The organism is Geobacillus sp. C56-T3 (genome assembly GCF_000092445.1).
GTDB lineage: Bacteria > Bacillota > Bacilli > Bacillales > Anoxybacillaceae > Geobacillus > Geobacillus thermoleovorans.
This window is the reverse complement of sequence record NC_014206.1, coordinates 1,579,647-1,594,550: the sequence shown is the minus strand read 5'-3', so window position 1 is coordinate 1,594,550 and position 14,904 is coordinate 1,579,647. Positions and strand designations below refer to the sequence as shown.

14 protein-coding genes and 1 pseudogene are annotated in these 14,904 nt (G+C 50.9%); 3 read left to right on the top strand and 12 right to left on the bottom strand.

What is annotated here, in order from left to right:
- Positions 1-165: 165 nt before the first annotated feature.
- The 7 genes and pseudogenes from GC56T3_RS08030 to GC56T3_RS08005 form a co-directional block, all read right to left on the bottom strand.
- Positions 166-1,140: an MBL fold metallo-hydrolase gene (locus tag GC56T3_RS08030; protein WP_011231482.1), complete on the bottom strand. Its 975-nt coding sequence runs from the start codon at positions 1,138-1,140 to the stop codon at positions 166-168.
- 83 nt (positions 1,141-1,223) lie between these two features.
- A complete protein-coding gene (locus GC56T3_RS08025; RefSeq protein ID WP_013145070.1) occupies positions 1,224-2,114 on the bottom strand; it encodes a PaaX family transcriptional regulator C-terminal domain-containing protein in 891 nt (296 codons plus the stop codon).
- A gap of 129 nt (positions 2,115-2,243) precedes the next feature.
- Positions 2,244-2,525 (bottom strand): annotated as a pseudogene (locus GC56T3_RS20290) (enoyl-CoA hydratase/isomerase family protein); the annotation flags it as partial.
- The gene (locus tag GC56T3_RS08015; RefSeq protein ID WP_369769993.1) at positions 2,525-4,006 is read right to left on the bottom strand and encodes an aldehyde dehydrogenase; all 1,482 of its coding nucleotides are present in this window, start codon (positions 4,004-4,006) and stop codon (positions 2,525-2,527) included. The pseudogene GC56T3_RS20290 and the gene GC56T3_RS08015, both read right to left, overlap by 1 nt.
- Positions 3,972-4,178: a hypothetical protein gene (locus tag GC56T3_RS18555; protein WP_013145068.1), complete on the bottom strand. Its 207-nt coding sequence runs from the start codon at positions 4,176-4,178 to the stop codon at positions 3,972-3,974. Before GC56T3_RS18555 ends, GC56T3_RS08015 begins: the two co-directional genes overlap by 35 nt.
- Before the next feature lie 601 nt (positions 4,179-4,779).
- Positions 4,780-5,097: a hypothetical protein gene (locus GC56T3_RS08010; protein WP_011231487.1), complete on the bottom strand. Its 318-nt coding sequence runs from the start codon at positions 5,095-5,097 to the stop codon at positions 4,780-4,782.
- A 251-nt stretch (positions 5,098-5,348) separates the two neighbouring features.
- Positions 5,349-6,404 carry an RNA-guided endonuclease TnpB family protein gene (locus GC56T3_RS08005; protein WP_041468351.1) on the bottom strand — a complete coding sequence of 352 codons (1,056 nt, stop codon included), beginning with the start codon at positions 6,402-6,404 and terminating at the stop codon, positions 5,349-5,351.
- Between the two features lie 228 nt (positions 6,405-6,632).
- Here GC56T3_RS08005 and GC56T3_RS08000 point away from each other — a divergent pair, with 228 nt between their 5' ends.
- Both GC56T3_RS08000 and GC56T3_RS07995 read left to right on the top strand, forming a co-directional pair.
- Entirely contained in the window at positions 6,633-7,946 is a 1,314-nt protein-coding gene (locus GC56T3_RS08000; RefSeq protein ID WP_011231488.1) for a processed acidic surface protein, read from the top strand.
- Entirely contained in the window at positions 7,947-8,540 is a 594-nt protein-coding gene (locus GC56T3_RS07995) for a class D sortase (RefSeq protein WP_013145067.1), read from the top strand.
- 45 nt (positions 8,541-8,585) lie between these two features.
- On the opposite strand, the gene GC56T3_RS07990 is transcribed toward GC56T3_RS07995, so the two are convergent.
- Positions 8,586-9,749, bottom strand: a complete 1,164-nt coding sequence (locus tag GC56T3_RS07990) for a CapA family protein (RefSeq protein ID WP_013145066.1) — start codon at positions 9,747-9,749, stop codon at positions 8,586-8,588.
- Positions 9,750-9,984: 235 nt separating this feature from the next.
- Between GC56T3_RS07990 and GC56T3_RS07985 the strand changes: the two genes are divergently transcribed.
- Positions 9,985-10,479 carry a DUF2046 domain-containing protein gene (locus GC56T3_RS07985; protein ID WP_013145065.1) on the top strand — a complete coding sequence of 165 codons (495 nt, stop codon included), beginning with the start codon at positions 9,985-9,987 and terminating at the stop codon, positions 10,477-10,479.
- Between the two features lie 210 nt (positions 10,480-10,689).
- Here GC56T3_RS07985 and GC56T3_RS07980 read toward each other — a convergent pair whose 3' ends face one another.
- Genes GC56T3_RS07980 through GC56T3_RS07965 form a run of 4 tightly spaced genes read right to left on the bottom strand, consistent with a single transcriptional unit; the run spans position 10,690 to position 14,880 of the window.
- Positions 10,690-12,009, bottom strand: a complete 1,320-nt coding sequence (locus GC56T3_RS07980; protein WP_013145064.1) for an ABC transporter substrate-binding protein — start codon at positions 12,007-12,009, stop codon at positions 10,690-10,692.
- A 17-nt stretch (positions 12,010-12,026) separates the two neighbouring features.
- Complete coding sequence (locus GC56T3_RS07975) at positions 12,027-12,839, bottom strand: carbohydrate ABC transporter permease (protein WP_013145063.1); 813 nt, start codon at positions 12,837-12,839, stop codon at positions 12,027-12,029.
- Entirely contained in the window at positions 12,836-13,780 is a 945-nt protein-coding gene (locus GC56T3_RS07970) for a carbohydrate ABC transporter permease (RefSeq protein WP_013145062.1), read from the bottom strand. Before GC56T3_RS07970 ends, GC56T3_RS07975 begins: the two co-directional genes overlap by 4 nt.
- Positions 13,777-14,880, bottom strand: coding sequence for an ABC transporter ATP-binding protein (locus GC56T3_RS07965; RefSeq protein WP_013145061.1), 1,104 nt, complete (start codon positions 14,878-14,880; stop codon positions 13,777-13,779). Before GC56T3_RS07965 ends, GC56T3_RS07970 begins: the two co-directional genes overlap by 4 nt.
- Positions 14,881-14,904: the final 24 nt, after the last annotated feature.

Below are 14,904 nucleotides of genomic sequence, written 5' to 3'. Positions count from 1 at the left end.
GAAGCCCCTTTTATTTTCGTTGATCTCCTGTCCACTATGTCTCTTTACTCCAGTCGGTCGTTTTCCACAGCATACAACATTTGTTTTCCGTTCGTACATTTTTCATGGAACCACTAATTGCACAACAAAACAAAAAAAGCCAGCTGTCTAACAGCTGGACATCGGTCATTGTCGATAAATGATCGCATGTCGAGGCTCCTCTTTTTGCAATTCGCCGACAGACACCAAATATTCCAAATGCGCCAGCGTCTCGGCCACCGCAAACCGCCATTGGTGCGCCGTCAATGGCTTATGGCCGAACACACAATGGGCGACTTCATAGGCGGTGCGCCCCGTTCCTGCTAGCGCTTTCATTTTTTGCAACCGTTGTTCGTGGTGGCGGAAAAGATCACCGATCCGCTCGCGAAATTGGCGAATGACCGCGCCATGGGCAGGCAGAGCCACATCCACCTCCAGTTCCTCCACTTTGCGAAGCGAGGCAAAATATTGCTCGAGCGGGTTCGGATGGGCGCCCGGCCATACACTAATGTTCGGAGTGATGCGATCAAGCACATGGTCCGATGCAAGCAACTGGCGCGATTCCGGCTGATAAAAGCTGATCAATCCATCGCTGTGCCCCGGGACCGGGATGACCGCCCATCGCCGCTGCCCCAGCACAATTTCCGAACGATCCAAAACGGTTAGCACCGGAAACGGGCTGACGCGCAACGACAGCTTCCACATGCTCTCCTCAATGTCCGTTACCAACTCATCCGGCACGCCATGACGGCGAAACATGGCACCCACTTCGCACGCCTGGACGCTCTCTTCCCCCCACACTCGTTCCGCCATCGCATAATCCGGCTCGCTGATCCAGACAGGCGCCTCCGTCTGCTGTTGCATCCACCCGGCCAAGCCAAAATGGTCCGGATGAAAGTGAGTGATGTAAATGGCGCGAACGTGCCGCGGTTTGATTCCAAGTTGCCGAAACACTGCTTCCCAGGCGCGAATCGCCTCAGGATAGCGAAAGCCGACGTCGACGATGCTCCATCCATCCGTTTCCCGACCTACGTAACAATAGACATACTTCATCGGAAACGGAACCGGGATCGGAACACGGTAAATTCCATCTCCCACCATTTCTATTTCAATCTGCGCCATCCTTTTCCCCTCCCCCCTGATCTTTTTCTTCCCCGTTCACGCGCTCCCTTAAGTGGACATGCTAAGCGCCGACATCCGAAAACCTATTTTTTGGACGCCCAAATCATTTCCATAAATGGATTAATCGCCTTATCGCGGTTAAATGTCACCTCACGATCCGGTGCGGCCTCAAACAATGTTTCAAAATAACGGATGGCCGGAATGGCGAGCAACTGGTGGACATTGAAAAACAGCTCCCGCGCTCTCGTTCCGCTCCAATCATCAGGCAACAAGTCGTTCGGGAATCCTGGATCGATAAAGAAAAAGCTCCGATACTCATGCACGAGCTTCGTCCGTTCAATGAAGCATTCGCGGTCGGTCAGTTCATTGTTCCAAGCCCGATGTTGGAACTCTTCGTACTTTCGTTCGTACGTTTCAATAAACCGGTCATACTCCTTGGCGATGTACGGGAAATCCCAGCCGCGCTCGATGATTTGCTCATTGCTGTGCGACACGATGGAGCTCGCCGTAAACAAAATGACGTACGGCTCCAAATGATAGTCTTTAACCCATTCCATCACTTGCGGCTCGATCGGATTCGGGCTCGCCCACGTCCCGTGGGAAATGAGACCAAACCCCATCAAGCTCAATTCTTTGCGAATTTGGTTGCGCAGCTCCCGTTTTTGCTCGGGAACGGAGTACGTCAACACGCGCCATTGACCGTCCCATTTGTAGTTCCGTTGCGAATAGACGCGGTTGAACCCGTCCATCATCGTCCGTTTCCCTTTCGGCGTCAGCGAGTAATAGCTGTTGTTGCCGATTTTCCGCACCTCAAAAAACCCTTGCTGCACCATGCGCAACGCCGCTCCGCGGATGGACGACTCGGAAATGCCGAAGTGGGACATCATTTGGATTAAGCTTCCGATCCATACTTCGTTCCCATAATGTTGAATATATTCTCCAAATAACGTAAACATGAGCGATCTCGGCTTCACCGCTGTTCACACCTTGTCTTTTTTTGAACTTTTCTTTATATTATGGTACAAATCACCTTCCCTTTCAAGCGTTGAAATGCATATTGTGCCATAAAAACATATCGGCCGTTTCGGCCGATATGCGTTCTCAATGCCTTTCCAATTCAGTTGCCGTTTTTCCAAAAAAGACACTCAACCCTTCTTTGGCATCTTCGGAGCGGAACAGCAAGTTTCGCCCCTCCTGTTCGTAGCGAATCGCCACATTCAGCGGCATTTCTTTCCTGTTCATGATCGCCAGGTTGATGTTTGGAGACCGCATACGTCGTGCTTACTCGCGAGCTTGCGTGCATACTCCCGCGTCCGCTCTCTCGTTCCCGCCTGCAGAAACAACCGGTTCACCAGCCCAATGTCCAACGCCTCTGGCGGCGTGATCAAATGCCAAATAGGTTCAACGGTTTAGCGCCGATATAAGAAACAACGCTTTTGGTCTCGGTATACAAGTTCAACGTCTCAAGAGCCAGCTCGCGGCCAAATCCCGACTGCTTGTATCCACCAAACGGCGTGCCTGGGAAAGCGGAAATCGGCGAGTTGATCATGACAATTCCAGCGCGGATGCGCGCGGCAACGCGATGGGCTTTTCCGTGGTCTTTCGTCCAAACGGCTGATCCTAATCCAAAAATCGTGTCGTTCGCCAGCTCGATGACCTCTTCTTCATCGTGAAACTTCATGACGACGACAACCGGACCGAAAATTTCTTCCTGCGCCACCCGCATGTCGTTTCTTACATTGCCAATAATAGTCGGCATGTACCAGTAGCCTTTCGCGAATTCCTCACCTTCCGGAATTTTCCCACCGTATAAAATTTCGCCTCCTTCCTCAACCGCCAGCTTGACATAGCTGTCGATCACTTGCTGATGGCTTCGCGAAATGACCGCGCCCATATGCACCCCTTTTTCAAATGGGTTGCCGACGCGGATGCGGGAAGCTTTTTCGATCAACTTTTCCATAAACTCATCATAAATGTTTTCATGCACAAACAGCCGCGAACGCGCTTCGCACGACTGGCCCGTGTTGTAAAAAATGCCATAAAGCGAACCGTTGACCGCCGCTTCGATATCACAATCATCAAACACGATGTTCGGTGATTTCCCGCCAAGCTCCAGCGTCACCCGCTTCAACGTCTCCGAAGCGCGCCGCATAATATCCTTGCCCGTTTCCGTCTCCCCGGTGAAGGCGACTTTGTCAATTCCAGGATGTTCGGTCATATACGGGCCGATTTCGGAACCGCTTCCAGCAATGACATTGACGACGCCGTCCGGAACCCCGGCCTCTTGGCAAATTTCCGCCAACATATAAGCGGTGATCGGCGTATAGCTTGCCGGCTTTAACACGACCGTGCATCCGGCCGCCAATGCTGGGGCGAGCTTCCAAGCCGCCATCATCAACGGATAGTTCCACGGGATGATTTGACCGCATACACCGACTGGCTCTTTGACCGTGTAGTTGAAAAAGCCATTTGGCACTTGGTTGACATCGCCTTGTAACGTAATTGCCGCGGCCGCATAAAATTCAAAATCCTCAATCGCTTGCATAATTTGTCCTTTGGCCGCATCAACCGTTTTACCGCTGTTTAGCACTTCCGCATACACCAAGTCATCGAATCGCTCTCTCATCAAATTGGCAATTTGATTCAACAGGCGAGCTCGCTTCGCCCCCGTCATTTTTGGCCATTTCCCCAATTCAAACGCCGTGCGCGCCGCCTCGACGGCATGGTCTACATCTTCTTTCGTCGCTTTGGCGACGGTCGCAATCACTTCTTCTGTCGCCGGATTGACCGTTTCAAACACTTCTCCGTTGCTGCTCTCGACATACTGGCCGTTAATAAACAGTGGATAATGTTGCTTGATCCTCATCAGTGGCTTCCCCTTCCTCCTTGGCATCGTCTCTCCATCTCACCCGCTCAAACACGCTTTTGCATTGATGGCAATAGTATTGCGAAACGAGCTGAGCGGTCCCAAACATCGATAGCGGCGCTACGTTCGTTGAGCCGCAAAACGCGCAGCGCACCTCCCCGCGTACCGGCATCGGCTAGACACCTCTTATTATTATGTTTTATTTAATATCGTCAGTTTAACATAATAATACGGAAATTCAAACGTGTTGTCAATCATTAGACTGAAAAAAATGAAAATTTATAATCTTTATTGTACCCTTTCATTCGACCCGAGGTGGCTCATGGCTTTTGAATTATATGGAACAGAAACGGTCGTCTTGATCAAGAAAAAACGACGGGACGCGTTACATCCCATCGGGTTTCCTCAAAAGCCTTGAAACAGTAGAGCAACGTTGCTCCACTGTCTGACTCGTTTCCCCACATTTGTTTTTGCCGTACACTCCCTTACGCCAACTCGCCACGTTTCATTCCGTCGTTTCCACTTTCAAGAAGTGATAACACCCATTCTTTTATATTGATCTCCGAAGCAGGATACATCAATGAATCGGTTCACCAACATCACAACCCGTTTCTTTCCGTCATCTGCTGGCACTATTGAATCCCCTTTTCACCATGATTTTGTTCATTCACTGCAGCGTTCGTGTCGCCCATATGCACGAACCATCAAACCAGGCGACATAGAAAAAGCCGGCGAGCGCAATACCGCCGGCTTGTGGGACACGCAAAAAACCGTTATTTGTCCTGCTGATTGCCCGGACGCTCTGGAGTCATTTCTTCGGCAAACTCCGCCGCAGCAGGCTGCATCGTTCCCATCCGCCGGCTCATCCAGCGGTTGAGGCCGCGAATCACGTTTCGCATCGGTCCTTGCGTCATCGGCGCCATGCGTCTCCCTTGTCTCGCCCCCAACATCGCGGCTGCCACCGCTCCTAAGCTTACGCTGACGAGCGTCCAAATGGCGTTATTGTTTCTTCGCCGTCTAACAACCCCCAACCATGGATTCCACAACCCGCGGCCGCGCTGAACGCGGAACAGACGGAATAAGCGATCCATTGTACCTCCACCTCCTTTTGCTCGACAGCTCCCGTTCAACGGTTAGCATACGTTGCCTCTAAAAAGTCATACGTGGAAAACATTAGATTTGACACTCCACACGCCTAAAGGGCGTGGGATTCTTGGGTCGTTCGCGTCCTCATCCATTTCTGGTTCAGACAACGCAAAAGCTTCAGGGGTGTGTCATCACCCCGTCCCATCGGGTTACGATGTACCCCGATGGGCGGCGCACCTGTGACCAGTGCGCTAGGTTAGGAGGCGAAGCCCGAAATCGCTTTGGCGATGTTGATCGCGCCATTCAAGTCGGCGTGGATGGTGTATCCGCATTGTTTACACTGAAAGTGGATGCCATTGCGATTTCCCTTTTCCCGATGTCCGCATTTACACGTTTGGCTCGTGTAGGTCGGCTTCACCCACTCCACCCGAATGCCCGCCATTTTCGCTTTATAGGCAATCATCGTTTGCAGTTGATGAAACGCCCAAGAATGAAGGCTTCGTCCTGCTTCTTTGGCCGATTTTGCTCGCTTGCAAATCCCTGTCAACGCTTCCATCCGAATCACGCCAACACCGTTGGCGAGGGCAACATTCACGATTTGACGGCTGATTTTGTGATTTTGATCCTTCATCCAGCGGGACTCTTTGCAGCCGATTTTGCGAATCATCTGGAGCTTTTTGGCTTTGCCCAACGTTCGCCGCAAAGCCGCATATCGTCGACGAATGAAGGCGCATTGGTTCCCTTTGAAAAACAACGATTTCGTTCCCACGCTGGCCACGGCGATATAGCGAAGCCCAAGGTCAACCCCCATCACCTTTGTTTCGTGCCGCGGCTTCACGTCAAAGGTGATCGCGATCGCCAAATACCATTTTTTTCTCTTTTTGTAGAGCTTGGCGGCCCCTTGTTTGGCGGTTCCGTCCAGCAGCCGATTCAGCCATGCTTCTTGATAGGGGCGCGTGACGACCGGCACGCCAATTCGCTTCTCCAGTGTAGGGAAGGAAACCGTGTAGAACGCCCCTTTCTTTTCCACCTTCACGTTTTGATTGTTAAAGCAGCACCAGAATGTTCGAAACTTCTTTGTTTTCTGGTTTTTCTTTTGGGACTTCACTTCTCGAATCGTTTGATTCACGACGGCGGAAGGAAACCGCTGCGGCGAAAACTCCTTAAAAATTTTGCTCGTTGCTTGATTCAGTTCGGGATGATTCAACAGCCAATTCGCAAACGCGGTATTCACTTCTGTCATCCGTTCGTACATGTCTTGTTTGATTTTCGTTGGGTTGTGCAGCTCCAGCCTTAGTGTGATCGTGGGCATGGATTCACCTCCTTGTGGCGATTTCAGGATACCATTTTTTTTAGAATCATTCAATATTCAGAAAACGGCTCGCTTTCATCCCACCCCTCAAGGAGTGGGCTTTCTCGCTCGCGGGTCTGTAAACAGGGAGGGTGTTCTATATAAAAATTTCCATATATTTCACTATTTTCGTCCCTTTCATGTCCCTATATACTGAATTCGTATATACAAACAAACGGAGGTCACGACATGAAAAACATCGTTCCTTTTGCCTTGGCCGCATCCATAGCCACTGTATGGCCAGCTTCAGCGTTCGCCATTGAACGCAACGATCCAGCTTTAGAGCAGTATTTAAATGAAGCAGGGATCACAGTCGAAGAGCTGGAAAATTATTTGGACTATGAAGGCTATTCGCTCGATGAGTTTGACAGCGTGGACGAAATGCGCCGTGAGTTCGGCGAGCCGCTCACGGAAGAAAATTTAGCTCAGTTGCTCGCCAAACACGGATTGACCGAACAACAGCTTCGACAAATGCTCATCGACAATGGAGAAATGGAAGAGTCACAGGCCATTACTGATGTGTTTTTATTTTACAATGATCTGGAAGAATATATCGAACTGTTTAAAGATTACTCCGTTCCGATCACTGATGAAACGCTGGCCGCCTTTCTAAACGAACGCGGAATGACAAAGGAAGAGCTCATCGCCCTTCTTGATCGGCACGGCGAATCGTTGGCCGATTACCACTCGATCGGCGAGCTGAAAGATATCGTCGATTATTATCGAAATTTGACGCCGTTGACCGAAGAAACATTAAACAAATTTTTACAAGAAATTGGCATGACGAAAACGCAATTGGAAAAACTGCTGTCTAAAAACGGCGATTCGCTTGACAATTATGCGACGGTCGAGGAACTGTCGGAGACAGTCATCGACTACTTGCTTCCGGATTTAGACGAGCTTGGTTTGACGGACGCAGAGTTGGAAAAGCTCTATAACCATTTTGAATCGCTTAATATGGAAGATCCGCAATTCGCCGAGAAAATGGAAGAAATCGGCCAACGGCTTGAGGCGATCGGTGCGTACGATTTTACGAGCGTGACGGAGCTATCGCCAACGCAAATCGCTGAGATCGCCAATGTATGGACCGACCTGCTTTCCACATTTCAGCTGGAAGCGAAGTTTTATTTGACAAAAGGTGGCGAGAAAAAGCCGCTCAGCCTGTCGACGCTGCTGACAATGGAATCAGCGAACGGCTACGATTTGCTTGTTGAAATTTACAGCACCGAAGGCGAGCTGCTGGCTGATTTTGTCGTGACCGAAGAGATGTTTGCCTCCGACATATTCGATGAAATCGGCGAAGACTTGCAACAGAGCGGCCAGGCAGCGAAAATCGAAAAAGTGGTGAAACCGGCGCCGCCGAAACCGCTGAAGCGGACCGAAGCCGGAGCGAAACTGCCGAAGACGGCATCCCCGTATGCCGCTTATATGCTTTTTGGTTTGACCTTAATCGGTGCCGGCGCATTTCTTGTCCGCTTCCGCCAAGGAGCCGAGGCGAAATAAATGAACCGGAAACGGCTCGTGCGCTTTTTTGGAGCAAGCTTGATCGCAGCAGGAATCGCCGCAGTCGGCATTAGCGCTCTGAAATGGAAAAGCGGCCTGGAAGCGGTCAAGCCGCTGACCACTGAAACAAAGCGATCAGTGGACGCCGCACCGATTCAAATCCAGGCTCCACTCTACCCAAAGCTGCCAAAAATCGGTGAACAAATCGGCGAGCTGATCATCCCGAAGCTCAACATGAGCCTAGCGATTTACCACGGTACAGATGAAAACGAGTTGGAAAAAGGGGTCGGCCATTACGCCGGCAGTGTCCTGCCAGGAGAGGCGGACAACTGCGTGCTTTCTGGCCATCGCGACACGGTCTTCCGCCGTCTTGGCGAAGTCGGCCAAGGCGATATCTTGATCGTCCGTACGTCCGCCGGCACATTCACCTATAAAGTGCGCAAAGTGCGCATCGTCGACGCCGACGACCGGACGGTCATCGTTCCAAAGCCGAAAGCGACACTCACCGTTTCCACGTGCTATCCGTTCCGCTACGTCGGTCCTGCTCCGCAGCGGTACGTGCTCGTCGCCAACTTAATCAATGATCGCTCTTAACCTTGCAAAAAGCGAAAGGATGGCCGAAACAAGGGCCATCCTTTTTTACTTCACTTCGTACGCGGTCCAAGTCGGCTTTTTGATTTTCGCCGACAGCGAGACAATTTTCCGTTTCACTCGGGCTGCTTCCCCTCCCGCTAACGGCATCGGCTGATAATTGTTTCTTGTCGTCACCGATGAAATGCGAAATGGGATGACGCGGATTTCTTTTTTGGCCGTCCGCTTGCCGTTTTGAAAAGAGAACACTTGCTGGAAGACAAACGTATCTTTGTCGCTCGGATTTTTGTTTCCGCCGAACATAAAATTGCCGAGGCTGTAGACGATGAACTTCCCTTTATACTCCTCAATCCCTTGAATGACATGCGGATGATGACCGACGACCAAATCGGCGCCGCTGTCAATCGCAAAGCGGCCGAGCGCCTTTTGCGTGCTGTTTGGCACATAGCTTCGTTCCACTCCCCAATGGAAATGGACGAAAACGATGTCGGCTCCTTGTTTCCGAAGCGTGCGAATATCGTTGGCGATTTGCTTGCGCAACGTGCTGGTGTTGCTCCAGCCTTCGTAGCCAAGCGCTCCAACTTGAATGCCTTTGACCGTTTTCAACAGCCGGAGCGTGCGGCCGAAATAACCGATGTTTTCCTTTTTTAAACTGGCAATCGTGTCATTGTATCCTCGTTGCAAGTAATCGTATGTATGATTATTGGCCAGATTCACAGCATCAATGCCGCCATAAGTTAAGATTTTCGCATAACTCGGGTGGCCGCGAAAACGAAATTTCTTGCTTGCCTTCCGCGTCGAGGTCGTCAGCGTCGTTTCCAAATTGACGGTCGTAAAATCGTCCTTTTTGAAGATCGGCTCAATGTATTTCGTAAAATAGCGCAAGCCGTGCTTCTTCGCTTCTTCATCAAACGAATACGCATAGCCATAATTTTCATCGCGCCCGAGCGTCACATCGCCCGCCGCGCTGATGGTGATGCGCACTTCGTTCGGGTTCAGCGCCGCTTGTTTGGCAGAGGCTGACGCTATCACCATCTTATCGATCGGACTCGGCAGCGGTGGATGCTCGATTGTTTGCCCCGCCAGTTCGTTTGGCGCCGCCAGCACTTCCTCGACGCCGCGATCAGCCGCATTGCTGCAGGAAAATAAAAAGATGGACGCCATACACATACACATAAGCGCCGCATTTCTCCCCTTGATCCATGCGTTCATGTTCCCTCTCCTATCAATCTATTTTCTTCAAACTACCACAACTTCTGCTAATGACGTATTCAACACACCCCCTATTTATCCCTTTTCTTTCCCTCAATTTAGGAGTGATGGCCTAGCCAAGCCATGATATAATGAGCTTGCAGGCGTTTCCTCTCCTATTTCCACATCCTGGACTCCTCACGTTTCATGGTTGAAACGCCCCGAGTGAATCCCATCTCGATAAGGAGGTTTCTTCATGGAAGAGCTGTTGCGGCAGTTAACCACACTTGTTCAAGGACTTGTCGATGACATGTCCGTCCTAAAGCAAGACATGCAAACGGTAAAGCAAAAATTGGGCCAACTTGAACAACGAATGGGCAAACTTGAGCAACGGATGGATACGTTTGAACAGCGGATGGACAAACTTGAACAACGGATGGACAAGCAGGAAGAAGAGTTGCGCTGGCTGAAGGAACAGATGAAAGAAAACACGGAAATGATCAAAGCGATCCGCGACAATCAACTCGAGCAGCGCAACATCCAAGACGGCATGCGCCATGAAATCGCCAGCCTCCGCGGAGAAATGGCCGGCATTCGCGAGCAGATGGCAACAAAAGACCAGCTCTCCCGACTTCGCGAGCAAATGGCGACAAAAGAAGACATCTCCCTCATTCATCAGCGGCTTGATTATCAACTTGGCCGCATCGCGAGAGTGGAGGAGGAGATGTATTTGCTGAAAACCGCCACCTAGCAATCTTTGCGGCATTGGTTGTGATTTTCAAGATTGATTGTCTAAATAATCGTTTTTCTCTGTCCATCAAGCTAGGCTAGTCCTGTTCTTTTGGCATTGGCTTCATTCTTTTGCGGCACAATCGGCATCCTTGCTTCGATAACAAGCAAAAAAAGCCGCACGGACTTCAATTCCGGCGGCTTCTTTCGTCACTGTCTATCATCTATTGAACTAATTTGCCGCCCCCTGCAACGCCTGGTTCGTTTCTTCCGCTGCTTGATTGAGCGCTTCTTGCGGATCGATGCCTTCATACAACCGTTCCATCGCTTTCACGACATGTTGCCGAGATTCAGGGAAGACGGTGATGAGCGCTCCTTGGGTGGCAGGGGTTGATTTTGTTTCATGCAGCTGGTCCACCGTCACTTTTAATTGAGGGTATTTCGTCCATTCCTCTTTGACCAGCGGCTCATCGTACGCAGCTGGGTTGATGGCGAAATAGCCTGTGCGCACATGCCACTCGGCTTGGACGGGAGCAGTCGTCAAGTATTTCATGAACTCCCACGCCGCTTTTTGTTCCTCTTCGCTGCTTCCTTTCATCATCCAAAGAGAAGCGCCGCCGATCACGACGCCTTGGCGCTCTACGCCATCCGGAACAGGCAAATACGAAACGCCAACGTCAAACGGCGAGTTGTCGATCAACGTTTTTACGCCAGCGGACGAATCCAAATACATGGCGATTTTTCCTGCTTGGAAGGCAGCGCGCATATCGTCCCAATTTTGGCCGACGTTGTAAAACGTGCCGTCTCGATACATGTCGCGGATCAACTCAAATACACGTTTCCCTTCCTCTCCATTAAATACTGCTTTCGTTGCATTACCGCTCCGGCCATTGTTGTTGTTCACATATAGCCCGTCTTGTACGGCCACCATTTCTTCAAAAAACCAGCCGTAGTTCAAAATCGAGAATCCGTACCGTTCGGTTTCCTTCCCTTTTTTCTTTGTCAGCTTTTTCGCCGCTTCTTTCAACTCGCTGTAGGTCAGCGGCGGCTTTTCCGGATCAAGCCCGGCTTCGCGGAACGCATCTTTATTATAAATTAACACAGGGGTTGACGAGTTAAATGGCATCGAGTAAATTCGCCCGTTCACGGTATAATAATTGACAATGTTTTTCTCCCATTGCGAAACATCATACTTGTCTTTATCGATCCACGTTTGCACCGGAACAATCTTTCCACTGTCGATCATATGCTTTGTCCCGACTTCAAACGTCTGCATGATCGTCGGCGCATCTTTGGTCCCCGCTACCGCATTCCATTTCGTCAGCGCTTCTTCATATGTGCCTTGAAACACCGGCTTTACCTCAATATCCGGATGGGTTTGGTTAAAATCCGCCACAAGATCATTCAACACCGGCTCCAAATCCCCGCTCATCGAGTGCCAAAATACAACTTCGGTTTTGCCTCCCGCCGCTTGTCCAGCATCTTCACTTGAACATCCCGCAGCAAGCCCAACAAGCGCTAAGAACAAGAAACCAGCCAAAACCTTTCTCATCTTATTTCTCCTCCCCGCTATTGAATCGCTCCTTGCATAAGCCCCTTGCGCAACTGCTTCTGTCCGGCAAACAACAGCAACAATGTCGGCAGCATCGCTATGATGGCTGCTGCCATGACGACGCCCCAGCTGCTGGCGATCTCTTGCGTCTGCAGTTGCTTGAGCCCAATCTGCACAGTGCGGACGCGGTCATCATTTGTGACAAGCAACGGCCATAAATACATATTCCAAGCGTCTAAAAAACTGTAAACGGCCAGCGTCACCAAACTCGTTTTCGAAAGTGGCAGCACGACGCGGCAAAAAAAGCGGAAATTCCCGATGCCAGACAACTGTGCCGCCTCGTACAGCTCGTGCGGAATTTGCTTAAATTGCTGACGCAATAAAAAAATGCCAAACGCCATCGCCCAAAACGGCACGATGAGTCCTGCGTAATGGTTTGTCCAGCCAAGCGCTTGGATTGTTAAAAAGTTTGGGATCACAGTCGCTTCCCACGGAACGAGCATTGTTGCGATGCAAATATAAAACCACCGATCCCGGCCTGGAAAGCGAAGAAACACAAAGGCAAAAGCAGCCAAGCTCGAAACGATGAGGCGCCCCAATGTAATCACCGAAGCAACGAGAAAGCTGTTCCATAAATAACGCCCGAGGGGTGCTTGCCTAAACGCATCCTCATAATTCGCCCATGTCCATTCCTCAGGCCATAAGCGTCCCGCTAAAATAGCGGCCCCATCCATAAAACTCATCAGAAGAGCATAAGCCATTGGAAACAAGATCACAGCCGAACATAGGCATAATAACGCATAATGAACGGCTGTCCGCACCGCTCTCATTGGTAGTGCACCTTCCTCTCGGCAAACCGAAACTGCAAAAAAGTGACTAGAGCGATCATCAGAAAGAGCAAAATGGCTTGCGCGCTCGCGGACCCGAACTGATAATTGACGAACGCTTCCCGGTAAATCGCATAAACGAACACATTCGTGGCCTCGACCGGCCCGCCTTTCGTTAAAAAGTCAATCTGCCCAAATGTTTGCAACGCTTGAATGAGCGAAACGGTCGTGACAAAAAACAATGTCGGCGACAACAGCGGCACGGTCACCATCCACAACCGACGCCAATAGCTCATTCCAGCGATGCGCGCGCTTTCGTACAAGGATGGATCGATGTTTTGCAGACCGGCCAGCAACAATAAAAAGGTCAGCCCGATGTTCATCCAGATCGTCACCGCCGCCACCGCATACAATGCCGTGTCCGGATCAAGGAGCCATGAAGCAGGAACCCCGCCGATCGCAGACAACAAACGATTGATGATCCCGATCGCTGGATTGTACATAAACATCCAAATCACCGAAGCCACTCCTACGCTCATCCCCATCGTAGAAGCAAAAATCGTCCGGAAGATCCCAATTCCTTTCCGCGTTTCATGAACGAGCAACGCCAAACCGAGCGAAACAGCGACCGTCGTCGGGACAGTGAGTACCGCAAACAGAATCGTCGCCTTCAAACTATGCCAAAACGAAGCATCTTGAAGCAGGGCGACAAAATGCGCCAAACCAGCAAATTCCGTCGGCCGCCCTTGATAATCAGTGTGAAACACGCTTAAATACATCGTCCTCCCCAACGGATAAAAGAGAAACACGCCAAATAGAAGGAGCGAAGGAAAAAGATACAGCATTCCCTCCAACCACGATTTCATCGCGGCCTGACGCGCTGCCCGCTTCGTCCGGACCGACCATGGCGCCGGCGGAAAGGCCGGCGAAACCCGCTCATTCATTGGCCAATCCACACCTCCTCCCGTTTGATGAGCGGCGGCTCGATCCGTTCCCCGCGTTCATCGAAAAAGAGCAGCGCCCGCTCATCAAACGCCAATGACACCACTTCCCCCAGCCTGATGTTCCATTGCCCGTTCCACCGTGCTGTCCAATGAAGATTTTTCGCCAACTCAAACGTCACTAACGTTTCATTGCCAAGCCACTCGATATGGCTGACTTGGGCCGCCGTATGTTCTTCTCCGGATTCCGCTCGATGAATATGTTCCGGCCGGAGTCCTACAATCACCCGTTCAGCCTTCGGCAAGGGACGGCGCATGAGGCGGACGGGCCGTTCGTTTTGCAATAAGAGCGAATGTTCCAGCACATGCGCTTCCGCTAAATTCATCGGCGGTGTTCCAATAAATGAAGCGACAAACGTGTTATCCGGATGATTGTATACATCGAGCGGACTTCCGATTTGCTGCGGACGGCCGTCACGCAAAATCATCATCCGATCAGCCATTGTCATCGCTTCCGTTTGATCGTGAGTGACATAAATAACGGTCATGCCGAGCTGACGCTGCAAACGGCGAAGCTCACTCCGCATTTTCGCCCTCAGTTTGGCATCTAAATTGGAGAGCGGCTCATCCATTAAACAAAGCGGCGTTCTCGCCACGATCGCCCGCCCTAAGGCGACGCGCTGACGCTGCCCCCCTGACAATTCCCGCGGCTTCCGTTGCAACACATCAGTCAGCCCGAGCATTTCCGCCGCTTCCATGCAACGTTTCACTTGTTCTTCTTTCGGCACTTTTTGCGCCTGCAAAACAATTCGCATATTTTGCTCCACCGTCAAATGCGGATATAACGCGTAGTTCTGAAAGACCATTGATAACCCGCGGGCATGAGGAGGCCAATCGTTCGCCACTTGCCCATCGATCAACACATATCCCGATGTCAGCGGCTCAAGGCCAGCGATCAGCCGCAAAATCGTGCTTTTGCCGCATCCCGATGGGCCGACAAGAACAAAAAACTCCCCTGATTCAATCGCGACATTCACATTCTCGACCACCCTCTTTTTGCCTCCATACGATTTCGTCACCTCCACCAGTTCAAGAAACGCCATCCGCTTCTCTCCCCCTTTCCTCTT

Excerpts from the sequence above, each read along its gene's own strand:
- GC56T3_RS07980 (WP_013145064.1), bottom strand. The coding sequence starts at position 12,009 with ATGAGAAAGGTTTTGGCTGGTTTCTTGTTCTTAGCGCTTGTTGGGCTT.
- GC56T3_RS07975 (WP_013145063.1), bottom strand. The coding sequence starts at position 12,839 with ATGAGAGCGGTGCGGACAGCCGTTCATTATGCGTTATTATGCCTATGT.
- GC56T3_RS08030 (WP_011231482.1), bottom strand. The coding sequence starts at position 1,140 with ATGGCGCAGATTGAAATAGAAATGGTGGGAGATGGAATTTACCGTGTT.
- GC56T3_RS08005 (WP_041468351.1), bottom strand. The coding sequence starts at position 6,404 with ATGCCCACGATCACACTAAGGCTGGAGCTGCACAACCCAACGAAAATC.
- GC56T3_RS07965 (WP_013145061.1), bottom strand. The coding sequence starts at position 14,880 with ATGGCGTTTCTTGAACTGGTGGAGGTGACGAAATCGTATGGAGGCAAA.
- GC56T3_RS07995 (WP_013145067.1), top strand. The coding sequence starts at position 7,947 with ATGAACCGGAAACGGCTCGTGCGCTTTTTTGGAGCAAGCTTGATCGCA.
- GC56T3_RS08000 (WP_011231488.1), top strand. The coding sequence starts at position 6,633 with ATGAAAAACATCGTTCCTTTTGCCTTGGCCGCATCCATAGCCACTGTA.
- GC56T3_RS08010 (WP_011231487.1), bottom strand. The coding sequence starts at position 5,097 with ATGGATCGCTTATTCCGTCTGTTCCGCGTTCAGCGCGGCCGCGGGTTG.
- GC56T3_RS07970 (WP_013145062.1), bottom strand. The coding sequence starts at position 13,780 with ATGAATGAGCGGGTTTCGCCGGCCTTTCCGCCGGCGCCATGGTCGGTC.
- GC56T3_RS18555 (WP_013145068.1), bottom strand. The coding sequence starts at position 4,178 with ATGCCGGTACGCGGGGAGGTGCGCTGCGCGTTTTGCGGCTCAACGAAC.
- GC56T3_RS08015 (WP_369769993.1), bottom strand. The coding sequence starts at position 4,006 with ATGAGGATCAAGCAACATTATCCACTGTTTATTAACGGCCAGTATGTC.
- GC56T3_RS07990 (WP_013145066.1), bottom strand. The coding sequence starts at position 9,749 with ATGAACGCATGGATCAAGGGGAGAAATGCGGCGCTTATGTGTATGTGT.
- GC56T3_RS07985 (WP_013145065.1), top strand. The coding sequence starts at position 9,985 with ATGGAAGAGCTGTTGCGGCAGTTAACCACACTTGTTCAAGGACTTGTC.